The 23,044-nt window shown below is 70.8% G+C and carries 21 protein-coding genes and 1 pseudogene; 6 read left to right on the top strand and 16 right to left on the bottom strand.

Annotated features, from left to right (window positions below):
* Positions 1-12: 12 nt before the first annotated feature.
* Positions 13-1,401: a glycine--tRNA ligase gene (locus KIH74_RS18025; RefSeq protein WP_214157138.1), complete on the bottom strand. Its 1,389-nt coding sequence runs from the start codon at positions 1,399-1,401 to the stop codon at positions 13-15.
* 125 nt (positions 1,402-1,526) lie between these two features.
* The gene (locus KIH74_RS18020) at positions 1,527-1,859 is read right to left on the bottom strand and encodes an antibiotic biosynthesis monooxygenase family protein (RefSeq protein WP_214157137.1); all 333 of its coding nucleotides are present in this window, start codon (positions 1,857-1,859) and stop codon (positions 1,527-1,529) included.
* Positions 1,860-2,051: 192 nt separating this feature from the next.
* Between KIH74_RS18020 and KIH74_RS18015 the strand changes: the two genes are divergently transcribed.
* On the top strand, positions 2,052-2,444 hold the full coding sequence (locus tag KIH74_RS18015; protein WP_214157136.1) for a Fur family transcriptional regulator: 393 nt from the start codon (positions 2,052-2,054) through the stop codon (positions 2,442-2,444).
* 298 nt (positions 2,445-2,742) lie between these two features.
* On the opposite strand, the gene rpmG is transcribed toward KIH74_RS18015, so the two are convergent.
* The 4 genes from rpmG to leuA all read right to left on the bottom strand — a co-directional run bounded on the left by rpmG (position 2,743) and on the right by leuA (position 6,499).
* Complete coding sequence (gene rpmG / locus KIH74_RS18010; protein ID WP_214157135.1) at positions 2,743-2,910, bottom strand: 50S ribosomal protein L33; 168 nt, start codon at positions 2,908-2,910, stop codon at positions 2,743-2,745.
* A 79-nt stretch (positions 2,911-2,989) separates the two neighbouring features.
* The gene (locus KIH74_RS18005; RefSeq protein ID WP_246572609.1) at positions 2,990-3,805 is read right to left on the bottom strand and encodes an isoprenyl transferase; all 816 of its coding nucleotides are present in this window, start codon (positions 3,803-3,805) and stop codon (positions 2,990-2,992) included.
* 10 nt (positions 3,806-3,815) lie between these two features.
* Positions 3,816-4,664: a DNA repair protein RecO gene (gene recO / locus KIH74_RS18000; RefSeq protein ID WP_308113870.1), complete on the bottom strand. Its 849-nt coding sequence runs from the start codon at positions 4,662-4,664 to the stop codon at positions 3,816-3,818.
* A 101-nt stretch (positions 4,665-4,765) separates the two neighbouring features.
* A complete protein-coding gene (gene leuA, locus KIH74_RS17995; RefSeq protein WP_214157134.1) occupies positions 4,766-6,499 on the bottom strand; it encodes a 2-isopropylmalate synthase in 1,734 nt (577 codons plus the stop codon).
* 261 nt (positions 6,500-6,760) lie between these two features.
* On the opposite strand from leuA, the pseudogene KIH74_RS38720 reads away from it, so the two are divergent.
* Positions 6,761-7,279, top strand: a pseudogene (locus tag KIH74_RS38720) (VanZ family protein); the annotation flags it as partial.
* Between the two features lie 93 nt (positions 7,280-7,372).
* On the opposite strand, the gene KIH74_RS17990 reads toward KIH74_RS38720, so the two are convergent.
* The 6 genes from KIH74_RS17990 to KIH74_RS17965 all read right to left on the bottom strand — a co-directional run bounded on the left by KIH74_RS17990 (position 7,373) and on the right by KIH74_RS17965 (position 12,930).
* A complete protein-coding gene (locus tag KIH74_RS17990) occupies positions 7,373-8,590 on the bottom strand; it encodes an MFS transporter (RefSeq protein ID WP_372492092.1) in 1,218 nt (405 codons plus the stop codon).
* A gap of 92 nt (positions 8,591-8,682) precedes the next feature.
* Positions 8,683-9,588: a GTPase Era gene (gene era, locus KIH74_RS17985; RefSeq protein ID WP_214157132.1), complete on the bottom strand. Its 906-nt coding sequence runs from the start codon at positions 9,586-9,588 to the stop codon at positions 8,683-8,685.
* Positions 9,585-9,998 carry a ribosomal protein L7/L12 gene (locus KIH74_RS17980; protein ID WP_214157131.1) on the bottom strand — a complete coding sequence of 138 codons (414 nt, stop codon included), beginning with the start codon at positions 9,996-9,998 and terminating at the stop codon, positions 9,585-9,587. Before KIH74_RS17980 ends, era begins: the two co-directional genes overlap by 4 nt.
* Positions 9,995-11,305 carry a hemolysin family protein gene (locus tag KIH74_RS17975; RefSeq protein ID WP_214157130.1) on the bottom strand — a complete coding sequence of 437 codons (1,311 nt, stop codon included), beginning with the start codon at positions 11,303-11,305 and terminating at the stop codon, positions 9,995-9,997. The genes KIH74_RS17980 and KIH74_RS17975 overlap by 4 nt, the downstream gene beginning before the upstream one ends.
* A gap of 9 nt (positions 11,306-11,314) precedes the next feature.
* The gene (gene ybeY / locus KIH74_RS17970) at positions 11,315-11,776 is read right to left on the bottom strand and encodes an rRNA maturation RNase YbeY (protein WP_308113869.1); all 462 of its coding nucleotides are present in this window, start codon (positions 11,774-11,776) and stop codon (positions 11,315-11,317) included.
* 56 nt (positions 11,777-11,832) lie between these two features.
* Positions 11,833-12,930: a PhoH family protein gene (locus KIH74_RS17965; protein WP_214157128.1), complete on the bottom strand. Its 1,098-nt coding sequence runs from the start codon at positions 12,928-12,930 to the stop codon at positions 11,833-11,835.
* Positions 12,931-13,150: 220 nt separating this feature from the next.
* On the opposite strand from KIH74_RS17965, the gene KIH74_RS37825 reads away from it, so the two are divergent.
* Complete coding sequence (locus KIH74_RS37825; protein WP_214157127.1) at positions 13,151-15,457, top strand: DUF2637 domain-containing protein; 2,307 nt, start codon at positions 13,151-13,153, stop codon at positions 15,455-15,457.
* Between the two features lie 130 nt (positions 15,458-15,587).
* Entirely contained in the window at positions 15,588-16,484 is an 897-nt protein-coding gene (locus KIH74_RS17955) for an RpnC/YadD family protein (RefSeq protein WP_214157126.1), read from the top strand.
* Between the two features lie 136 nt (positions 16,485-16,620).
* On the opposite strand, the gene KIH74_RS17950 is transcribed toward KIH74_RS17955, so the two are convergent.
* The 4 genes from KIH74_RS17950 to hrcA form a co-directional block, all read right to left on the bottom strand.
* Positions 16,621-16,965, bottom strand: coding sequence for an HIT domain-containing protein (locus tag KIH74_RS17950; RefSeq protein ID WP_308113868.1), 345 nt, complete (start codon positions 16,963-16,965; stop codon positions 16,621-16,623).
* A 34-nt stretch (positions 16,966-16,999) separates the two neighbouring features.
* Positions 17,000-17,761, bottom strand: coding sequence for a 16S rRNA (uracil(1498)-N(3))-methyltransferase (locus KIH74_RS17945; RefSeq protein WP_214157125.1), 762 nt, complete (start codon positions 17,759-17,761; stop codon positions 17,000-17,002).
* A gap of 159 nt (positions 17,762-17,920) precedes the next feature.
* Positions 17,921-19,039: a molecular chaperone DnaJ gene (dnaJ, locus tag KIH74_RS17940; RefSeq protein ID WP_214157124.1), complete on the bottom strand. Its 1,119-nt coding sequence runs from the start codon at positions 19,037-19,039 to the stop codon at positions 17,921-17,923.
* A gap of 118 nt (positions 19,040-19,157) precedes the next feature.
* A complete protein-coding gene (hrcA, locus tag KIH74_RS17935; protein WP_214157123.1) occupies positions 19,158-20,171 on the bottom strand; it encodes a heat-inducible transcriptional repressor HrcA in 1,014 nt (337 codons plus the stop codon).
* Between the two features lie 205 nt (positions 20,172-20,376).
* On the opposite strand from hrcA, the gene KIH74_RS17930 reads away from it, so the two are divergent.
* Together KIH74_RS17930 and KIH74_RS17925 are read left to right on the top strand one after the other, a co-directional pair.
* Entirely contained in the window at positions 20,377-21,288 is a 912-nt protein-coding gene (locus KIH74_RS17930) for a DUF3097 domain-containing protein (protein ID WP_214157403.1), read from the top strand.
* Between the two features lie 45 nt (positions 21,289-21,333).
* Entirely contained in the window at positions 21,334-23,022 is a 1,689-nt protein-coding gene (locus tag KIH74_RS17925; protein WP_214157122.1) for a DUF4870 domain-containing protein, read from the top strand.
* Positions 23,023-23,044 lie beyond the last annotated feature (22 nt).

Below are 23,044 nucleotides of genomic sequence, written 5' to 3'. Positions count from 1 at the left end.
TGCGGTGCCGGGTCAGCAGCCCGGCAGACGCGCACCCAGCCACGCGGTGACGCCGTTCAGCGGCACGCGCTCCTGCTCCATGGTGTCGCGCGAGCGGATCGTCACCGCGTCGTCTTCGAGGGTGTCGAAGTCGACGGTGATGCAGTACGGCGTGCCGATCTCGTCCTGGCGACGGTAGCGGCGGCCGATGGCCTGCGCGTCGTCGAAGTCCACGTTCCACGAGCGGCGCAGCTCCGCCGCCAGGTCGCGGGCCTTGGGCGACAGGTCGGCGTTGCGCGACAGCGGCAGCACCGCGGCCTTCACCGGGGCCAGCCGGTGGTCGAGCTTCAGCACGGTGCGCTTGTCCACGCCGCCCTTGGTGTTCGGGGCCTCGTCCTCGGCGTAGGCCTCCACCAGGAACGCCATCAGCGAGCGGGTCAGGCCGGCGGCCGGCTCGATCACGTAGGGCAGGTAGCGGGTGTTGCTGGCCTGGTCGAAGAAGCTCAGGTCGACGCCGGACTTCTCGCTGTGCGTCTTCAGGTCGTAGTCGGTGCGGTTGGCGATGCCCTCCAGCTCACCCCACTCCGAGCCCTGGAAGCCGAAGCGGTACTCGATGTCGACCGTGCGCTTGGAGTAGTGCGACAGCTTTTCCTTGGCGTGCTCGTACAGCCGCAGGTTGTCGGCGCTCAGGCCGAGGTCGGTGTACCAGGCCATCCGGTGGTCGATCCAGTACTGGTGCCATTCCTCGTCGGTGCCGGGCTCGACGAAGAACTCCATCTCCATCTGCTCGAACTCACGCGTGCGGAAGATGAAGTTACCGGGCGTGATCTCGTTGCGGAACGACTTACCGATCTGGCCGATGCCGAAGGGCGGCTTGCGGCGCGCGGACTGGTACACGTTCTTGAAGTTGACGAAGATGCCCTGCGCGGTCTCCGGGCGCAGGTAGGCCATGCCGGACTCGTCCTCGACCACACCGAGGAAGGTCTTCATCAGGCCGGAGAACTGCTTGGGCTCGGTCCAGGCGCCGCGGGTGCCGCAGTTGGCGCAGGCGATCTCCTCGAGCGAGGTGGCCGGGCGGCCCTTCTTCTCCTCGTACTCCTCCAGGAGGTGGTCCTCCCGGTAGCGGCGGTGGCACGACTGGCACTCGACCAGCGGGTCGCTGAACACGTCGACGTGGCCGGACGCCTCCCAGACCTGCCGGGGAAGGACGACCGAGGAGTCCAGGCCGACGATGTCGTCGCGGCCGGTGACCATGTAGCGCCACCACTGGCGCTTGATGTTCTCCTTGAGCTCCACGCCGAGCGGGCCGTAGTCCCACGCCGAGCGGGTACCGCCGTAGATCTCACCGCTGGGGAAGACGAAGCCCCGGCGCTTGCTGAGATTGATGACGGCGTCTAGACGTGATTCCTGCTTGGCGGCCACGAACGGCTCACTCCATCCGGCTGGGTGTCGGCGGGCGACGATGAAAGAAAGGACGTCACGTAGCGTACGCGCGTCGGTGGACAGCTTTCGACGAGGTTTCCGGCGGGGCGGCGGTCCGGCCGGGTTCAGTCGACGATGAGGTCGCTCTCGTGCTCGGCGAGACCCGTGCCGGGCGACCAGGTGGCCAGGTCCTCGAAGGCGGTGGGCTCGTCGATGCAGCGGTACATCAACGGCACGGCGCGCATCTTCACCTCCGCGTTCGACAGGGCGCGGCGGTAGGTGCCGACGCTCTCCCAGCGGGTGGAGAGCACCCACAGGCCGGGCTCGTCGATGGACCGGCTCACCCGCCCGTCCAGGCAGCCCGGCCGTTCACCGAGCGCGGCCAGGGCCTCCCGCGCGAGGACGGCGAACTGTTCCGACTCCTGCGCCGGTACGCGGTACCTGGTGACGACGAACACCGGGACATTCTAGGGCGTGTCTTGTCAGTCGCTGCCGTAGCGAGGAGGCGCCCGGTGGTCGTCCGGCAAGACCCGCCCTGGGCGCTGTGCCCAGGGCGAACGCCTTTGACGGGCCCTCACGGACAACTGAGAATGAATGTCATGTCTGCACAGCGCTCCCTGAGGGTCGCCTAACATGAAAAGCTTCGGTCCATGAGCACGAACCGGCGAGAGACCAAGCAGCGGGTGGCCGTCTCGGCGGCCCTGGACCAGGTGGAGGAGTTCGTCAGCGCGCAGCAGCTGCACACCATCCTGCGCGACGGCGGCGACGGCGTCGGTCTGGCCACGGTGTACCGCACGCTCCAGCAGCTCGCCGAGGACGGCGAGGTCGACGTGCTGAAGAGCGCCGAGAACGAGTCCATGTACCGCCGGTGCAGCCGCGGGCACCACCATCACCTGCTCTGCCGGGTGTGCCGGTGCACGGTCGAGGTGGAGAGCCCGTCCATCGAGAAGTGGGCGCAGAAAGTGGCGGCGGCCAACGGTTTCGCCGAGGTGGACCACGTCGTGGAGATCACCGGGATCTGCGCGGAGTGCCAGGCCCGGTAGCCGGCCGGGTCAGCTGCTCACGAGCCGGCCGGGTCGGCAGCTCGTGGGCCCACCGGGTCAGCTGCTCGCGAGCCGGCCGGGTCGGCAGCTCGCGGGCCCACCGGTTCTGCGCCGGCCGGAGTGCCGGTGGAACGCCCGGATCAGGCGGCTGCCGTCGGCGAACTGCCACCGGAAACAGCGACGGGGCGCCCCACCGAAGTGGGGCGCCCCGTTTCCGGGTGCCCGGGTTTCCGGGTTCCCGGGTGCCCGGGTGAGCGGGTGCCCGGGTGAGCGGGTGCCCGGGTGAGCGGGTGAGCGATCAGCGCTCTTCGCGGAACTCCACGTGCTGCCGGACCATCGGATCGAACTTGCGCAGCACCAGCCGGTCGGGGTGGTTGCGGCGGTTCTTCCGGGTGACGTAGGTGTACCCGGTGCCCGCCGTCGAACGCATCTTCACGATCGGTCGCAGTTCGGTGCGGCTAGCCATCTCGCATCACTCCTTCACACGCCCGGCCGTTCCGGGTGCATGCAGGGTAACTTGAGAACGATTCTCGTTATTCCAGCACTCAGGCTGTCGGCTTGTCGATCGCCCCGCCGTACCGCCGGTCGCGCTCGGCGTAGATCTCCACGGCCTCCCACAGCGTGCGCCGGTCGACATCGGGCCACAGCACGTCCATGAACACCATCTCGGCGTAGGCGGACTGCCAGAGCATGAAGTTCGAGGTGCGCTGCTCCCCCGACGACCTCAGGAACATGTCGACATCAGGCAGGTCGGGCTCGTCGAGGTACTTCTGGACGGTGCGCTCGTCGATCCGGTCCGGGTCGAGCTTGCCCTGCGCCACCAGCTGCGCGATCGTGCGTGCGGCATCGGCGATCTCGGCCCGGCCACCGTAGTTGACGCACATCGTCAGGGTGATCGTGTCGTTGCCGCGGGTCAGCTCCTCGGCCACCTCCAGCTCCTTGATCACGCTGGCCCACAGCTTGGGGCGGCGCCCCGCCCAGCGCACCCGCACACCCCACTCGTGCATCTGGTCACGCCGGCGCCGGATGACGTCGCGGTTGAAGCCCATCAGCCAGCGCACCTCCTCCGGCGAGCGCTTCCAGTTCTCGGTGGAGAACGCGTACGCCGAGATGTGCTTGACGCCGATCTCGATGCCGCCCGCCACCACGTCGAGCAGTGAGGCCTCGCCCATCTTGTGGCCCTCGGTGCGGCTCAGCCCGCGCTGGTTGGCCCAGCGGCCGTTGCCGTCCATGACGATGGCGACGTGCTTCGGCACCAGCTCGGCCGGGATCGCGGGGGGTCTGGCCCCCGACGGGTGCGGAGGCGGCGCGATCGGCGGGGCGGTGCGCACGGGCAGTGACTGGCGACGGCGGAGCGCCAAGGGAAACCCCTTAGGGACGAGGATCGGGAGCGGGCCGATCGTAGTCCCGTTGCGGCTGCGGGTTTTGCGGGGCGACGGCCGCCTGGGCCCGCTCGATGGAGGCGACGTCGATCAGCGGCCGGTCGCCCTCGCGCTCCACCCAGCGCAACGACCGCACCCGGCGCTCGACGTGCCACTGAAGATAGGCCGCGACCAGCCCGCTGGCCTCGCGCCGGCGCCGGGCCTCGCTCGCGTCGGCCCTGGGCCAGTCGCCGGTGAGCAGGGCCGACAGCAGCTGGAGCGTTTCCGGATGAGGTGCCGCCGAGCCCGGTGGACGGCAGTTGCGGCACACCGAGCCGCCCATCGCCAGCGAGAAGGCCCGGTGCGGGCCGGTCTCGCCGCAGCGCGCGCAGTCGGTGAAGCTGGGCGCCCAGCCGGCGACCGAAAGCGAGCGCACCAAGTAGGCGTCGAGCACCAGCCCGGGCTCGTGCAGCTTCTGCGAGAGCGTGCGCAGCCCACCCGCCAGCAGCAGGAACTGCTGGAGCGCCGGTTCCCGCTCGGTCTCGGTGAGCCGCTCGGCGGTCTCCAGCATCGCCGTGGCCGCGGTGTAACGGGCGTAGTCGGCGACGATGGTGAGGCCGTAGGGCCCGATCGTCTCGACCTGGGCCACCGTGTCGAGGGAGCGCCCCTCGTAGAGCTGGACGTCGATCAGCATGAACGGTTCCAGCCGGGCCCCGAACCGGGACATCGTCTTGCGCACGCCCTTGGCCACCGCCCGCACCCGCCCGTGCTCGCGGGTGAGCAGGGTGACGATGCGGTCGGCCTCGCCCAGTTTCTGGGCACGCAGGACGACCGCCTCGTCGCGATAGGTCACCGGCACGTGTGCAATTCTCCCTCATACCCAGTAAACGCGTGGCCCACCGGCAAAGTGAGGACGGCGCCGAACTTCTTCAGAAGCTCAGCGCCGTCCTCAATTAAAAATCAGCGACCGGCCGAGCGGTTCGCGGCCGACAGCACCGCCTTCATCGAGGCCCGCACGATGTTCTCGTCGACACCCACGCCCCACAGCACGTTCTCGCCGATCTGGCACTCGACGTAGGCCGCGGCCTTGGCGTCGCCACCGGCGCTCATCGCGTGCTCGCTGTAGTCCAGCACCCGCACCGGGATGCCGTGGCCGGCCAGCGCGTCACCGAACGCCGCGATCGGGCCGTTGCCGACACCGTGCAACGTGAACGGGGCTCCGCCGTCGACGATCTCGACCTTCAGCCGGTCGGCGCCGTTGTCGTCGCTGGTGTGCTCGATCGACTTCAGCGCGAACCGGCCCCAGGACGGGCGGGACGACTCGGTGCTGGGCAGGTACTCGTCGGAGAAGATGGTGAACAGCTGGCCCGGGGTGACCTCGCCGCCCTCGGAGTCGGTGAACTTCTGCACCACCTGGCTGAATTCGATCTGCAAGCGGCGCGGCAGGTCCAGCTGGTACTCGTTCTTCATCAGGTAGGCCACGCCGCCCTTGCCGGACTGGCTGTTGACCCGGACCACGGCCTCGTAGGAGCGGCCCACGTCGTGCGGGTCGATCGGCAGGTACGGCACGGCCCAGACGATCTCGTCGACGGTCTTGCCCTGCTCGGCGGCGGAGACCTGCATGGCCTCCATGCCCTTCTTGATCGCGTCCTGGTGCGAGCCGGAGAACGCGGTGAACACCAGGTCACCACCGTAGGGGTGACGCTCGGCCACCTTCAGCTGGTTGCAGTGCTCGACCGTGCGGCGGACCTCGTCGATGTCGGAGAAGTCGATCATCGGGTCGATGCCCTGGCCGAACAGGTTCATGCCCAGCGTGACCAGGCAGACGTTGCCGGTGCGCTCACCGTTGCCGAACAGGCAGCCCTCGATGCGGTCGGCGCCGGCCTGGTAGCCCAGCTCGGCGGCGGCGACGGCGGTGCCGCGATCGTTGTGCGGGTGCAGCGACAGGATGACGTTCTCGCGGAAGGCCAGGTTTCGGTTCATCCACTCGATCGAGTCGGCGTACACGTTGGGCGTGGCCATCTCGACGGTCGCGGGCAGGTTGATGATGACCTTGCGCTCGGGCGTGGGCTCGAACACGGCCAGCACCTCGTTGCAGATGCGCTTGGCGAACTCCAGCTCGGTGCCGGTGTACGACTCCGGCGAGTACTCGAAATAGACGTCGGTGCCGTCCATCTCGTCGGCCAGCTTCTTGCACAGCCGGGCGCCGTTCAGCGCGATGTCGACGATGCCGTCCTCGTCGGCGTTGAACACGACCTTGCGCTGCAACGTGGAGGTGGAGTTGTACAGGTGCACGATCGCCTGCTTGGCGCCCCTGATCGACTCGAAGGTGCGCTCGATCAGCGCGTCCCGGGCCTGCGTCAGCACCTGGATGGTGACGTCGTCGGGAATGTGCCCGCCCTCGATCAGCTCCCGCACGAAGTCGAAGTCGGTCTGGCTGGCCGCCGGGAACCCGACCTCGATCTCCTTGTAGCCCATCCGGACCAGCAGGTCGAACATCCGGCGCTTGCGCTCGGAGTTCATCGGGTCGATCAGCGCCTGGTTGCCGTCACGCAGATCCACCGCGCACCAGCGCGGAGCGGTCTCGATGCGCCGGTCCGGCCAGGTGCGGTTCTCGACGTCCACGGTGATCAGCTCGTGGAACGGAACGTACTTGTGAACCGGCATGCCGGAGGGCTTCTGCATGTTCTTCATGGCTTCTTGCCTCTTCTTGGTTTCGGTTCGGAGCGGACGATCGGCCGGCATGCAGAAACCACCGCGACGAGAGGACCGGCCTAGCAGGTCCCGCCGCGGCGACCAAGAAGGAGAAGCTCGGAACGCACGGTCGACAGGTTACATCCGCTCCGCGGCGAGGCCACAATCGCGACCGGGATTCCCACCTGATGGACGTCAGTTAAGCAAGTCCTAAGAGTTTGCCTCAGGGACTTCTCAGGGCCGCGCTCCCATCATGCTCACGTGACCACCCCGCTCACCTTCGCCCCCGTGCACGCCGACGGTTACTGGTTCTCCAACGCCCTCAGGTTCGGGGGCAGTTTCGGTACCCAGCTCGTGCTCGACATCGTGGTGGCCGCGCTGGCCGTGGCGGCCGCCTGGGCCGTGCGCAACCGGCGGCAGTGGCACGGGCTGAACCTCTGGGCGCTCTGCCTGGTGGTGGGCACGCTCGGGGTGATCGCGATCAGCACGCTGACCCGCCGGGCCGGCGCGACCAGCCCGGGACATCTCCAGCTCACCCCGTTCGGCACGCTCAGCCGCTACACCCACGATCCGGCGGACCTGCTGATCTACCTGGTCGGCAACGTGGCCATGTTCGTGCCGCTCGGGCTGTTCCTCCACCTCGCCGTGCGCCGGTGGGTGCTCGCCTGCGCCGCGCTGGCCATGCTGGTGTCGATCGGTGTGGAGATCCTCCAGCTGCCGATCTACAGCCGGGCCACCGACATCGACGACGTGATCACCAACGGCCTGGGCGGGCTGATCGGCGCCGTCGTCGGCGGGGCGGTCGTGTGGCTGGCCCGGGTGGGTGTGCTCGGTGCATGGGTCTATCAAATCGTGGACGGCGGAACTGCCCGCTCACGGCTGCGGGTCGCGCGCGTCGTACCGGGCGAAACGCGGTTGCAGCAGACCCATCAGGACCACCAGCGCGATGCAGGTCAGGCCCCCGGCGACCGCCGCCACGCCCTCGCCGGTCAGGTCGGCCGCCGATCCGACCACCAGGTCGCCCAGCCGTGGGCCGCCCGCGACGACCACCACGAAGACACCCTGTAGCCGGCCGCGCATCTGGTCCGGTGTGGCCGCCTGGAGGATGGTGCTGCGGAAAACGCCACTGATCGAGTCGGCCATCCCGGACACCGCCAGCAGCGCGAACGCCGGCCACAGCAGCCACCGTGCGCCGCCGTCCGGGAGCGGCCCCGACGACAGCCCGACCACCAGCCCGAACAGCGTGATGCTCGACCCCCAGGCGACGATCGCGACCAGCACGGCCAGCCCCTGACGCCGCACCCGGCCGAGCGGGCCGGAGAACACCCCGGCCAGCACCGCGCCGGTGGCGATCCCGGCGGCCAGGATGCCGGCGGTCTCGGCGCCGCCGCCGATCACCGCCGCGCCCAGCGCCGGGAACAGCACGCGCGGCATCGCGAAGATCATCGCGATCAGGTCGACGACGAAGGTCATCCGCACGTTCGGCCGGGTGCGCAGGTAGTTCAGGCCCTCCAGCACCGAGCCCAGCCCGGAGCGGCGCACCTCCCCCACCGGGGGCATCGGCGGCAGCGCCACCAGGGTGGTCAGCGCGACGCCGAGCAGCACCACCTCGCTGAAATACGTTCCGCCGAAACCGAACCAGCTCACCCAGAACCCGGCCAGCAGCGGGCCCAGCGTCATGCCGACACTGTTGGCCAGGCCGGACAGGGCGTTCGCGGCCGGCAGCATCGGCGCCGGCAGCAACCGCGGCAGGATCGCCATCCGGGCCGGGGAGTTCACCGCCCAGAACCCGCTCTGCACGGCCACCAGCAGGTAGAGCAGCCAGAGCTGTTCCAGCCCGGCCCAGGCCTGGAGCGCGAAGCACAGGGCCATGGTGAACAACCCGGTGGAACTGGTGATGATCACCCGGCGCCGGTCGAAGGCGTCCACGATCGAGCCGCCGTACAGCCCGAACACGATGAGCGGCACCAGGGCCACCAGGCCGACCAGGCCCACCTTGAAGGTGGACCCGGTGAGGTCGTAGACCTGGAGGCCGACCGCGACGTTGGTGAGCTGCGAGCCGATCGAGGAGAGGAAGGTGCCCGACCACATCCTGCGGTAGGCAGGGCTGTGCCGCAGAGGGGTCAGGTCGGCGAACAGCCGCCCCGGCCTGCGTCGTCCCTGTTGGGTTCCCGCCGACAACCTCAGAAGCCCAGTCGCTGCATCTGCTTCGGGTCGCGCTGCCAGTCCTTGGCGACCTTCACCCGGATGTCCAGATGGATCCGGGTGCCGAGGAGGGCCTCGATCTCCTTGCGGGCATTGGTGCCGACCTCTCGCAGCCGGCTGCCGCCCTTGCCGATCACGATCGCCTTCTGGCTGTCGCGCTCCACGTAGAGCAGCACGAACACGTCGAGCAGCGGGCTGTTGGCCGGGCGGCCCTCGCGCTCGCTGACCTCGTCGACGACCACCGCGAGGCTGTGCGGCAGCTCGTCGCGCACACCCTCCAGCGCGGCCTCGCGGACCAGCTCGGCGATCATCACGTTCTCCGGCTCGTCGGTGAGCTCGTCGTCCGGATACATCCGCGGGCCCTCGGGAAGATGCGCGCAGAGCAGGTCTTTCAGCGCCTCCACCTGGAACCCGTCGACAGCGGAGACCGGGATGATGTCGTCCGACTCCATCAGCTCCTGCACCTCGAGCAGGTGCTCGGCCAGGCGCTGCGGCTTGACCTTGTCGGCCTTGGTGACGATCGCGACGACCTTGGTGCGGCGCAGCTCCTTCAGCTCGTTGGCGATGAACTTGTCGCCGGGGCCGATCTTCTCGTCGGCGGGCAGGCAGAAGCCGACCACCTCGACCTCGAGCAGGGTCTCGCGCACCAGGTTGTTCAGCCGCTCGCCGAGCAGCGTGCGGGGCTTGTGCAGACCCGGGGTGTCGACCAGCACCAGCTGGGCGTCGGGCTTGTGCACGATGCCGCGGATGGTGTGCCGGGTGGTCTGCGGACGACTCGACGTGATCGCGATCTTCTCGCCGACCAGGGCGTTCGTCAGGGTGGACTTGCCCGCGTTGGGCCGGCCGACCAGGCAGGCGAAACCGGAACGGTGGGTGGTGGTCACTTTTCTCCGATGGGTGCGGCCATGGCACGTGCCCCGGCCTTGGTCAGACGGTCGACGATCAGGCCCGCGCTGGACTCGCTGAGGTTCTCGGCGACGATCACCGGGGCGTCCTCGGCCAGTTTCTTGGCGGTCGCCAGGTCGGCGCCGGTGGTGACGCGGATGTCGTAGATCACCCGGATGGCCTGCGGCCCGGTCACCTGGAGCACCACGCGGTGGTTGCCGGGCTCCCGGAAACGCTGCGGCGCGATTGCCGGGTCGGCGGGGCGGAACACCCGGTAGATCTGGAAGACGGCGATGGCCGCGGGGACCAGCATGAGCCACCACCAGCCGCCCGCGAGCGCCGAGCTGACGAACACGGCGATCAGCGCGATGTTCAGCAACACCTGGAAGGCCTTGCGCCGGTTGCTCATCGGGCGTCGCTTCCTTCCGTGGACGGCTGGGACTCGGCGTGCTCGTAGTCGTGGGCCGCCTCGTCCCGCCCGACCAGCACGGTGGCCAGGCTGTGCCGGCGGCCCTCGAAGGTGTCGGCGGTGAGCAGCAGCCCCTGCACCGACGCGGTGGAACCGGCGATCGGCACCCGGCCCAGGCCCTTGGAGAGCAGCCCGCCCACGGTGTCGACCTCCTCGTCCTCGATCTCCACGCCGAACAGTTCGCCGAGCTCGTCGAGGTGCATGCGGGAGTTCACCCGCCTGCGGCCGTCGGGCAGTTCCTCCACCACGGCCTCGGCCTGGTCGTACTCGTCGGCGATCTCGCCGACGATCTCTTCCAGGATGTCTTCGATGGTGACCAGGCCCGCGGTGCCGCCGTACTCGTCCACCACGATGGCCGCGTGCCCGGCGTGCTGCATCTCGCGCAGCAGGGCGTCGACCGGTTTGCTGTCCGGCACGAAAACCGGTCTGCGCATGACCGACTCGACCCGCTGCGAGAGGCCGGTGCCCGGCTGCTCGTGGGTACGCCGGGCCACGTCCTTCAGGTAAAGGATGCCGACCGGGTCGTCGAGACCGCCGCCGACGACCGGCACCCGGGAGAAACCCGAGCGCAGGAACAGTGACATGGCGTCGTGCAGATTGCGGTCGCGCTCGATCGAGACCACGTCGGTGCGCGGCACCATCACCTCACGGGCCAGGGTGTCGCCCAGGTCGATGACCGAGTGGATCATCTTCTGCTCGCCCAGCTCGATCAGCTGGCTCTCCTGGGCGATGTCGACGTACTGACGCAGCTCGGCCTCGGACGCGAACGGCCCGTCGCGCAGACCGCTGCCCGGGGTGACGGCGTTGCCGATCAGCACCAGCAGACGGGTCAGCGGGGCCAGCACCGTGGTCAGCGCCAGCAGCGGGCCGGCCGCGATCAGCGACACCTGGTCGGCGTACTGCCGGCCCAGGGTGCGCGGGCCGACGCCGACCATGACGAACGACGCGGCCGCCATGATCGCGCCCGCCACCAGCCCCGACGACCAGTGCAGGCCGAGGGCGCGGATGGTGGCGAAGGTGACGGCGACCACGGCCCCGGCCTCGGCACTGACCCGCAGCAGGGTGGCCACGCTGAGCACCGGTGCGGGCTCGTCGGCGACCCGGACCACGGCCGCGGCGCCGCGCCGGCCCTGGGTGTTCAGGTCGGCGGCGTGCGACCGGCCGATCCGGGACAGCGCCGCCTCCGACGCCGCGGCCAGGCCGGCGACGACGGTGAGGGCGAATGCCAGGAAGATCAGGCCGACCATCCGGATACCTCAGGCCTTGCCGCGGGTGGCCAGGAAGGTGAGAAGGAGCTTGCGCTGGAGCCCGAACATCTCTTTCTCCTCCTCCGGCTCGGCGTGGTCGTAGCCCAGCAGGTGCAGGATGCCGTGCGTGGTCAGGAGCAGCAGCTCCTCCTCGAACGAGTGACCGGCCTTGACCGCCTGCTGCTTGGCGACCTCGGGGCACAGCACGATGTCGCCGAGCAGACCGGGCTCCGGCTCCTCGTCGTCCTTGCCCGGGCGCAGCTCGTCCATCGGGAACGAAAGGACGTCGGTCGGACCCGGCTCGTCCATCCACTGGATGTGCAGCTGTTCCATCGAGGACTCGTCGACCATCACGATCGACAGCTCGGCCTGCTGGTGGACCCGCATGGCGTCGAGCACACTGCGTGCCAGGGCAGCCACTTCCGCCTCGTCGACGGCTACGCCGCTCTCGTTGTTGACCTCGATGCTCACCTGGGCATTGTCTCGCATCACCGGACCTGTTCAGGACAGGGCCGCCGGGCGGACGGCTACCGGCTGGTGCGGTGGCTGCGCCGCTCCACCCGGTTCTGCGGGGCCATCCGGTCCTGCGGCTGCCGGGTGCCCCGGTAGTCGGGCCGGTCGAGCGTGGCGGTCTGCTGTTCGACGTCCCACCGGCCGTAGGCCTCGACGATCTCGCCGACGAGCCGGTGCCGAACCACGTCGCTGCTGGTCAGCCGGGAGAAGTGAATGTCTTCCACGCCGTCCAGGATGTCTTGCACCACGCGCAGGCCGGACTGGGTGCCGCTGGGCAGGTCGACCTGCGTGACGTCACCGGTGACCACGATCTTGGACTGGAAGCCGAGCCGGGTGAGGAACATCTTCATCTGCTCGGGCGAGGTGTTCTGCGCCTCGTCGAGGATGATGAAGGCGTCGTTCAGGGTGCGGCCACGCATGTAGGCCAGCGGCGCCACCTCGATCGTGCCCGCCGCCATCAGCCGCGGGATCGAGTCGGGGTCGAGCATGTCGTGCAGCGCGTCGTAGAGCGGGCGCAGGTAGGGGTCGATCTTGTCGGTCAGCGAGCCGGGCAGGAAGCCCAGCCGCTCTCCCGCCTCCACCGCCGGGCGGGTCAGGATGATCCGGTTGACCTGCTTGGCCTGGAGCGCCTGCACGGCCTTGGCCATGGCCAGGTAGGTCTTGCCGGTACCCGCCGGGCCGATGCCGAACACCACGGTGTGCTGGTCGATAGCGTCGACGTAGCGCTTCTGGTTCAGGGTCTTCGGGCGGATCGTGCGGCCACGGTTGCTGAGGATGTTGAGCGTGAGCACGTCGGCGGGACGCTCGGAGGTCTGCTGCCGGAGCATGCCGATCGACCGCTCGACCGCGTCGGGCGTGAGCGCCTGACCGGCCGCCACGACCGCGAGCAGTTCGTCGATGAGCCGTTCCACCAGGGCGACCTCACCGAACGGGCCGGTGACGGTGATCTCGTTGCCCCGCACGTGCACGTCGGCGCGGCTGAAAGCCCGCTCGACCGCGCGCAGCACCTCGTCCCGGGCTCCCAGCAGGGCCACCATGTTGACCTCTGCCGGCACGACGATCCGGTGCACGGCTTCCGCGCTCTTCTGCGGAGCGTTCTTCGGTTCCGTCATGAGCTGGGGTTGCGCCCGCCTTCCGGGTTCGGCGTGCTGCCTCCCGCACGGTGGCAGCGCTTACGGGAACGATCCTAACCGCCGCTCTCATTCCGTGGCTCCCCTATTTCCGCCCGCTTTCGCCCGTCGGCACACACCCTCCGCAGGCACGGTTCAGCACGCAGTGAAGTTCGTGTCGCGCGGGTGACACCGTGCGGGCCGGGGCGACAGCATGGGCGCCGTGCTCCCTGACTCCAGCACCTCCACGCCCCCGGCCCCGGCCTCCACGGACGCTGCCGACCTGGCCCGCCAGGCCCGTCGCCTGAGCACCTGGGCACGCATCGTGCTGGTACCGGTCGCCGCGATCGGGGCGGTGCTCTCGTACCAGAGTCTTTACAAGGCTGCCCTTCCCACCTTCGGCCCGCAGCTGGCCGCCGGGTTCCCGCTGCTCGTCGACCTGCTGATCCTCGGCGCCTCGCTCCAGTACGTGGCGGGGGCCAAGGTGGGCCGGCCGATGGCCGGGTGGCGGCTGACGGCGCACTGCGGCGTGGCCGGCACGCTGGCGCTGAACGCGCTGGCCGCGCGGGAACTCGGTGAGGTGCCCTGGCACATCACGGCTCCCGCGGTCTGGGCGGTCCTGGTCGAGCTGACCGGCAAGCAGGTGCTCGGGCAGTGGAAGGCCACCCACCACGGGCCGTCCGCGTCGATCGCGCCCTCGCTGTGGATGTCCTCGCCGATCGAGTCGGTGCGCACCCGGCTGCTGATGGCCCGCACCGGCCTGACCGACGCCCACGCCGCGCGGGTCGGCGTCGGCACCGCGGCGGCCGCCCGTGAGGCGCTGACCCTGTCGCTGCCGCGCCGGGCCAACTCACGGCGTGACGCGCGGCGGGTGCGGCGCGTCGTCAACCGGCAGTTGCGGGCGGGCAGCCTGCCGCCGGCCGCGGTGCTGGACGCGGTCGGCTGGACCGGTTCACAGCCCGGCTCGGACCGCACGCCGGAGTCGATCCTGCGGGCGGTGGTGCAGACCATCCTGCGCCCCGCCCCGTCCCTGTCCCAGCAGGGGGACGTCGGTAGCGGGGCCCGCGGTGGTGCGACGGCCGCCGGGGTTGCGTCGGTCGTGGTGGATCCGGTTGTCCCGGAGGGCGAGGGCTTTCCCGTCGTCCGGGCGGCGAAAGACCCTGGCACCGCCCCGGTTCCGGACGCTGCCGTGGTTCCGGACGCTGCCGTGGTTCCGGGTGGCAACGAGGTGGCCGGTCCGGGTGCTGTGCCGGCCACGGAGGCCGGGCCCGGCCGGGTCGTCCCCACCTCTTCCGCCGCTTTCGCCCAGGCCGCCTCGCCCGCACCGGTCGCCGTCGGCTCCTGGACCGCTCCCGACCCCCAGCCGACCGCCGCCTCTCCCTACGACGCCCCGTCCCGGCCGGCCGACATGCCCCAGCCGACCGCCGCCACGGTCCGGCAGACGACGGACGCCCGAACCACTTTCACCCCTCCCCCGGCCGACGGGCCCGACCATGCCGCTGCCCCCAACGGCCCGACAGCGCCGCAGCCCGTGCCGGAAACCGCTCCCCCCAGCGCCCCCCGTCCCGGCCCCACCCCGCCGGACACCGCCCGGCCTGCCCCCGCCCAGCCCGCGACCCGCTTGCCCGAGCCCGCCCGGCCCGAAACCCTCCAGCCCGCAACCAACCTGACCGGGTCCGTCCACCCCGCACCCGTCCACCCCGCACCCGTCCACCCCGTGCCCGTCCACCCCGTGCCCGTCCACCCCGTGCCCGTCCACCCCGTGCCCGTCCACCCCGTGCCCGTCCACCCCGCACCCGTCCAGCTCGGGGCGGTCCAGCCCGCACCCGCTCAGCCCAGAACCCCTCGGCCCGCAACCGTCCAGCCCGCTCCCGCCCAGCCCATGCCTCCTCTGCCCGAGACCACCCAGCCGGCAGCGGCCACCCGGGCCGTGGCTCTCGAGGGCGATTCCGGGCGGTCCCGGGTGCAGGCCCGCCTGCACCCCGACCACGCCCTTCCGCCGGAGGCCAGGCAGCCCCGGACCGAGCTGCTCCAGGCGGCCATGCACCGCACCGGTTCCATCCCGCGCATCGACGTTCCGCTGATCGACACAGACGCCGCACCGGTTCGCCCCCGGCCCACGGAAGATGTTCCGGAACACAGCGATTCGCTCCGGCGGGAGATCGACCTCACCCAGGATCCGGTGACCGAGCCGCTGCCGACGTACCCGTCGCCGAGCTCCTGGAACCGCGCCGACGACGCCATCGGCTACCGGGAGGCACACGACGACTACGACGACGAGGGCACCGGCTACTCGGTCACCCGCTCGCCGCGCAGGAGCGCGCCGGGCCAGACGTCCGGTACCCGGGTGAACGCCCAGCAGAAGCGGGAACGTCTGGAACTGGCCGTACGCATCGTGCGGGCCCGGCCGCAGATCACCTCGGTCGAGCTCCAGGCGGAGCTGGCCGACCAGGGCTGGGAAACCAGTAACCGCACGGCGGCAAAGCTTCTCGGTGAGGCCCGGCTGACCCCGGACCTGCGCTCCCTGTAGCCACCGCGCGGTCACTCATGGGTGGTCAGGCCGCTTGTCCCGCTGTCCACAGCAGGCACGACGGCCTGGTTGTCCACAGACCAGGGCCCGGGATGCCGGTGTCCCCGGCGGTGAGGGCATCGTCGATCGGGTGAACAACGACCCGAGCCGTCCCGGTCCGGTCTACGACCGGATGATGCGTCTGCTGGCGCAGAACGACCTCCCGGCGCTGTGCGACTGGCTCGGGGTGCCGCTGGAGGGCGCGCCGGAGTTCCTGTCCGGCACGTTCCCCCGCGAGACCCTGGCCACCGACCTGCTGGTCCGTGTCGGCCCGGAACGCATGCTGCACACCGAGTACATCCTGCGGCCGACCGCCGACGTGGCCGGGCGCATCACGGTGTACCGGGGGCACATCATGCAGCGCCATCCCGGTGCCCGGCTGACACAGGTGGCACTGGTGCTGGGCGAGGGAACGCTCAGACCTGGCGACGATCCGAAGAACGGCTTCTACCTGGGTCTGCGCACGCTGTACCTTCGTGAGGCCGATCCGGCGGCCCTGCTCGCCCATCCGGGCCTGGCTCCGCTGGCCGTACTGGCCCGGGGTGACCGGCGCCAGCGGGGAGAGCGGCTGGCCGAGGCCTTCGAGTTGATCGCCCGGGAGCCGGAGCACCGCCGTAACGTCCTGACCGAGGCCACCATGACGCTGGCCATGATCACGCTCGACAGGCCTACCATCGACAGGATCCGAAAGGAGATCGACATGACCGTCGCCGACATGGCCGACTTCTACGCCGAGTCCGACTTCGCCGTGCTCATCCGTGACCGCGGTCGGGCCCAGGGTCGTCAGGAAGGCCGGCGGGAGGGTTCCGAGCGCGTTCTGCTCGCCCTGCTGCGCAGCCGGTTCGGCCCTCGCCCCGAGCTACCGGGGATCGCCGACCTGCTGGCCCGCACGGATGACGACGACGCCGCGATCATGGCGATACAGGCCGCCGCCACACCCGAGGAGATCGAGATCCCGGCCGTCCGGAGCGAATCCGCCGGGCAGTGAACGCGGTGCGGTGACCCGGGCACTCACCCGGCCACTCACCCGGCCACCGCATCAGCCCCTGGACCGGCCATCGGATCGGTCGTGCACCGGGTGATGACCGGTGATGAACCGGGAGACGACCCGGGCAGGGCCGGCCTCAGCCGGGCAACCCCATCGGCTGCCCGGCCAGCACGTGCGCGTGCACGTGGAACACCGTCTGGCCGGCCTCGGACCCGGTGTTGAAGATCAGCCGGAACTGGCCACCGGCCTCGGCCTTGGCGATCTCACCGGCCACGGTGACCACCTCGTGCAGCAGGGGCTCGTCGTTCGCGGCGAGCTGCACCACGTCCGGGTGGTGATCGACCGGCACCACCAGGATGTGGGTGGGCGCTACCGGGTTGATGTCGCGGAAGGCGACCACCCGGTCGCCGCGGTACACCATGTCGGACGGCAGGTCGCCGGCGATGATCTTGCAGAACAGGCAGTCCGGGTCGGCACTCACATGCGGAACGCTACCGCGAAACCGTCCGCGGGGATCAGCCCCGGAGCGCCTGGCCCCAGCGTCCCGACACGGCCGCCAGGTAGCCGAGGGCGATGGGTCCCGCCGACGACGTGCGCAGCACCTCGGGGCCGAGCCGGACCGGCTGGGCGCCGGCCCCGGTCAGCGTGCCGAGCTCGGGTTCCCCGATGCCGCCCTCCGGCCCGACCACCAGCAGCACCTCGCCGGTGTCCGGCAGTTTCACGTCGACCAGCGGCACCGTCGCGTCTTCGTGCAGCACCAGCGCCAGGTCGGCGGTGGCCAGGCGGGCGGCCAGGGCGGTGGTGCTGCGCAGCGGCTCGAGCAGCGGGATGCGGGGCCTGCGGGACTGTTTCGCGGCCTCCCGGGCGATCGCGGCCCAGCGCTTCTCGTTCTTCGCCACCTTCGGCCCCTCCCACCGGGAGACGCTGCGGGCGGCCTGCCAGGGCAGCACCAGATCGACGCCGGCCTCGGTCGCGGTCTCCACGGCCATCTCGTCGCGACCGCCCTTGGCCAGGGCCTGCACCAGGCCGAAGCGGACGGCCGGGGCGGGCACCACCTCGACCGACGTCACCACCAGGTCGAGGTGGGCCTTGCCGGCATCGGTCACCGTGCAGGCCGCCACGGCGCCCGAGCCGTCGGCGACCTCGACCACCTCACCGGCGCGGATGCGGCGCACGGCGGCGGCGTGGCGGCCCTCCTCGCCGTCCAGGAGCAGAACCGAGGACGGCGCGGCACCGGCCAGCACCCCCGCCTCGACGAAGAACCGGGGCAGGGTCATGAGCGCGGCCCCACGAGCACGGCAGCCACCGAGCGGAGCCGAGGGGCGTCCTCAAGCACGAAACCCGGCCACCCACCGACCGGACCCGAGCGGCGGACGCGCCCCGAAGCGTCTTCAGGCAGGAGAACGGGCCGCTCGCCGACGTGCTCACGCATGAACTCAGCGCCCGGCGAAGCGGTCGCGGAGCTTGGAGAACACGCTGGTGTGCACCGGCGTCATCTTGCCCGCCGGCCGGTCCTCGCCGCGCAGCTTGGCGAACTGGCGCAGCAGCTCCTCCTGCTGCTCGTCCAGCTTGGTCGGGGTCACCACGGCCAGGTGCACGACCAGGTCGCCCCGGCCGCCGCCCCGCAGGTGGGTGATGCCCAGCCCGCGCATGGTGGTGGCCTCGCCGGACTGGGCGCCGGAACGCACCTCGAAGGTCTCGGCGCCGTCCAGCGTGTCCAGCTCGATCGTGGTGCCGAGCGCCGCGGCGGTCATCGGGACCTCGACCGTGCAGTGGATGTCGTCGGCCCGCCGGGTGAACACGGCGTGCTGGCGCTCGACGATCTCGACGTACAGGTCACCGGCCGGCCCACCGCCGGGACCGATCTCGGCCTGGCCGGAGAGCTGGATGCGGGTGCCGGTCTCGACGCCCGCCGGCACCTTGATGGTGAGGCTGCGGCGTGAGCGCACCCGGCCCTCGCCGGAGCACTCCAGGCAGGGGCTGGGGATGACGGTGCCGAAGCCCTGGCAGTTCACGCAGGCCTGGGTGGTCATCACCTGGCCGAGGAACGAGCGGGCCACCCGCTGGGTCTGGCCGCGGCCCTTGCAGACGTCACAGATCTGCGGCTGGGTGCCGGGCTGGCAGCAGCTGCCGGAGCAGACCGGGCAGACCACCGCGGTGTCGAGCTGGAGCTCCCGCTGGCCACCGAACGCCGCCTCGGCGAGGTCGATCTCGATCCGGATCAGGGCGTCCTGACCGCGGCGCTGACGCGGCACCGGGCCGCGCGAGGCACCGCCGGCGCCACCGCCGAAGAACGTCTCGAAGATGTCGGTGAAGCCGAAGCCCGCACCGAACCCGGCGGCCCCGTTCGGGTCGCCACCGGTGTCGTAGGCCTGCCGCTTCTCCGGGCTGGACAGCACCTCGTAGGCGCGGCCGACCTCCTTGAACCGCTCGGACGCCTCCTCGCTCGGGTTGACGTCCGGATGCAGCTGGCGGGCCAGCTTGCGGTACGCCTTCTTGATCTCCTCGGGGCTGGCCGTCCGGGAAACCCCGAGCACCTCGTAGTAATCGCTCACGGCGGTGATGTTCTCTCCAGATCGGTGCAGTGAAAGAAAGGCAGGTCTCGGGTCAGGCGGTCATGCTCGGCCCGTGGTTCGGGGATGGTTCGGGTTCGGCTCAGGGAGACACTTTGGATCACGAAGCCAGGATCCGGGAAACGTACCGGGCCACGGCCCGGACGGCGGCCATGGTGTTCGGGTAGTCCATGCGGGTCGGGCCGAGCACACCCAGGCGTGCCACGACCTCCCCCTGCGAGGCGTAACCGCTCGACACCACCGAAGCTTCCTGGAGACCGATGTGCGCGGTCTCGCTGCCGATCAGCACGCCGACGCCCCCGGCGCCGTCGGCCATCTCGGTGAGCAGCTTGAGCAGCACCACGTGTTCTTCGATGGCTTCCAGCACCGGGCCGATGTGCTGCACGAAGTCCGGCCCGGAACGGGCCAGGTTGGCGGTGCCGGCCAGCACGATGCGTTCCTCGCGCTCGATGTTCAGCGAGTCCTCGAGCGCGTCGAGCACCGCCCGCACCACGGCCCGGTCGTCCGGCCCGAACCGCTCGGGCAGGTCGGCCACCAGCGCGGTGACGTCGGTGAGCCGGCGCCCGGCGACGGTGAGGTTGAGGCGGGTGCGCAGGTCGGACAGGGCGGTCTCGGAGATCTCGACCGGCACGACCCGCTGTTCCACCCGGCCGGTGTTGGTGATCAGGATGACCAGCAGCCGGCCGGTCTCCAGTCCCACCAGCTCGACGTGCCGCACGGTGGACCGGCTCAGCGACGGGTACTGCACCACCGCCACCTGGCGGGTCAGCTGGGCCAGCAGACGCGTGGTGCGGGTGACCACGTCGTCCAGGTCGACCGCGCCGTCGAGCAGGGTCTGGATGGCCCGCTTCTCGGCCGGGGAGAGCGGTTTGACGCCGCTCAGCCGGTCGACGAACATCCGGTAGCCCTTGTCGGTGGGCACCCGGCCGGCGCTGGTGTGGGGCTGCGCGATGTAGCCCTCGTCTTCCAGCGCGGCCATGTCGTTGCGGATGGTGGCCGGCGAGACACCCAGTGAGTGCCGTTCGACCAGGGCCCGGGACCCCACCGGCTCCCGGGTCTCGACGTAGTCCTCGACGATGGCGCGCAGCACGGCGAGCTTGCGTTCCTCGCTCATGCCACCCACCTCTCCCGGTAACTCTTCATCACGTTGCGGAACTCTCTGTGACACGGGCCGCCCGGCAACCGGGAAACCCTGGCACTCACACCGCTGGAGTGCCAGTTTACGTCCCCCGCGGCGTGCATGTGTGTCCCCGGCGGGTCGGCTAGGTCTCGGCGGGACGGATGGCTACGGTCGCGCCATGGCTCCCAGTCTGCCCAGGATGCCCGGTTCGGCGCGCGGTCCCCAGGCCTCAGGTGCACGAACAGGTGCACGTTATGGGACCGACGTACTCGCCGACGCCCGCCGCAAACCGCAGCTCAGGAAGCAGCCGGCGGAGCCCGGCCTGGTGGTGGAGGACGTCGAGACCGGCTGGGTCGGCGCCGTGGTCCGCACCGAGAAGAGCGGCGGTATGCGCGTGGTGGTGCTGGAGGACCGCCGGGGCCGCACCCGCTCGTTCCCGCTCGGCCCGGGTTTCTGGGTGGACGGCGTGCCGGTCGAGCTCGTCCCGCCGGCGCCCGCCGGTCCGGCCGCCACCCCGCCCCGGGGCGGTCTGCGCAGCGCCTCCGGCTCGGTCGCGGTGACCGGTCACCGGGCCCGGGTGGCGCGGGCCTCGCGGATCCTGGTCGAGGGCAAGCACGACGCCGAGCTGGTGGAGAAGATCTGGGGCCACGACCTGCGGGTCGAGGGGGTCGTGGTGGTGCCGCTGCACGGGGTCGACGACCTGGCCGCCGCGGTGGAGGACTTCGGGCCGGGACCGGGCCGGCGGCTCGGCGTGCTGGTCGACCATCTGGTGGCGGGCAGCAAGGAATGGCACGAGGCGGCCTCGGCCACCCGGGTGCCCGGCGCGCGGGAGCACGTGCTGGTGGTCGGCCATCCGTTCGTCGACGTCTGGCAGGCGGTGCGCCCGCACTGCATCGGCGTGGAGGCCTGGCCGGTGGTCCCCCGCGGGCTGCCCTGGAAGGAGGGCGTGCTGGAGGCCCTGGGCTGGCCGCACGACGACGTGGCCGACGTGGCCGAGGGCTGGCAGCGCATCCTGGCCTCGGTGAACCGGTACTCCGACTTGGAACCCGCCCTGCTCGGCCGGGTGGAGGAACTGATCGACTTCGTCACCGGTGACGACGCGGATCGCTGAGGGCCCCTCGCGCGTTCTACCGTGTGGGTAGGAAAGGGGCGAACCATGACCCAGCGACAGGACGACCCGGATCCCGGCTCCTGGAGTCAGGGCGGGACCGGGCAGGACGACGGCACACCGGTCACGCCCGCGCACCGGGAACGCTCCGGCGCGGATGCGGGCACCGGCCCGGTCTACGGAGCACCCGGGCCGCACGGCACCGCACCGGCACCGCCTCCCCCGCCGCCGGGTTACGGCGCGCCCGACCACCAGGCTCACCATCAGAACGACTCCGGGGCAACCCGTTACACCCCGATCATCCCGGGGCAGCACGACACCCCCACCCCGGACCGGCCGTTCGCGCCGGGCCACCACCATCAGAACACCGCACCGCCGGCGCAGGCCGGCCGTGCGGCACAAGGACAGCCGGTCACCACCGGCCAGAGCCAGGACGGGCAGACGATGTCGAGCGGGCAGGACCAGAACCAGCCCCGGCCGGGGCAGTTCGGCCAGGAGAACACGGGGCGGGCGGAGAGTCCGGAGACCTCCCCGGCGTCCCCGCGCACCGAGCAGGCGGCGCACAGCGCCCAGGCCGATCCGGCCGCACCCAGCTCGCCGGGCCGGCCGCAGCCGGACGGGAAGGGGCCGGGGCAGCACCAGACGCCGGAGTACCAGGTGCCGCAGTACGGGCAGTACGCGCCTCCGCAGTACGGCCAGGGCGCCCACAACCAGCCGGGGAACAGCTCGTGGAGCAGCCAGACGGGCCAGAACGCCTATCCGGAAGCCGGTTTCGGCCAGGATGCGCAGAACGGCCCTGGAGAGCAGGGACAGAACCAGTACCCGCAGGGGCAGTATCCACAGGGCCAGGGCCAGTACCCGCAGGCCGCCTACCCAGCTGCCTATCCACAGGGGCCTCATCCGCAGGGCCCGCCGCCTCAGGGGCAATATCCTCAGGGCCAGTACCCGCAGGGCCCTTACCCGCCTTATCCGTACCCGCAGAACCAGTACCCACAGAACCAGTTCCCGCAGGGCCAGTTCCCGCAGGGCCAGTTCCCGCAGGGCCAGCCCTCTCTGGGCGAGGCGCAGCAGGGCGAATCCCAGCAGAGTGATCCCGCGCAGGCCCGGCCGGGCGAAGCCCAGCCCGGTCATCCCGGTCAGCCCGGCCCCTCCGATCAACCGCCTTACGGTCAGCCGCCTCATGGCCAGCCTCCGTACAACCAGGCTCCGTACGGTCAAACCCCTTACGGTCAGCCTCCTTACGGCCAGAACCCGCAGGGCCCTTATCCTCATCCCGGGCAACCGGGCTACGGACAACCGGGCTACGGGCAGCAGCCGGGCCCGTGGGGCCCGCAGGGCCAGTGGAACCCTCAGGGTGGTCCAGGTCAGTCGCCGTACGGGCCGCCGCCGGTCAAGCCGCTGACCGAGAAGGAGGTGCACCAGTGGGCCGCCGCCGCGCACCTGGGCGGCCTGCTCGCCTGGATGCCGCTGCTGCCCTTGCTGCCCGCCCTGGTGATCTACTTCCTCCAGAAAGACCGTAACCAGTACATCAAGGAGCAGTCCCTGGAAGCGGTCAACTTCCAGATCTGCGTGCTGATCGTGTTCGTGCTCGCCAACATCGTCGACGCGGTCACGTTCTTCACCGACCTCACGCTCCTGGTCTGGGCGTTCTCCGGGGTGTTCTCGCTGATCGCGGCGGCAGCCGCGTTCCGGGGCAGCCAGTTCCGGTATCCGCTCACGCGCCGGTTCATCCGCTAGGGGCCAAAATGGTGGACGACGA

The sequence above is a fragment of the Kineosporia corallincola genome, assembly GCF_018499875.1.
In the GTDB taxonomy this organism is placed as follows: domain Bacteria; phylum Actinomycetota; class Actinomycetes; order Actinomycetales; family Kineosporiaceae; genus Kineosporia; species Kineosporia corallincola.
The sequence above is the reverse complement of the archived record's forward strand: the minus strand, read 5'-3'. Positions and strand labels throughout refer to the sequence as shown.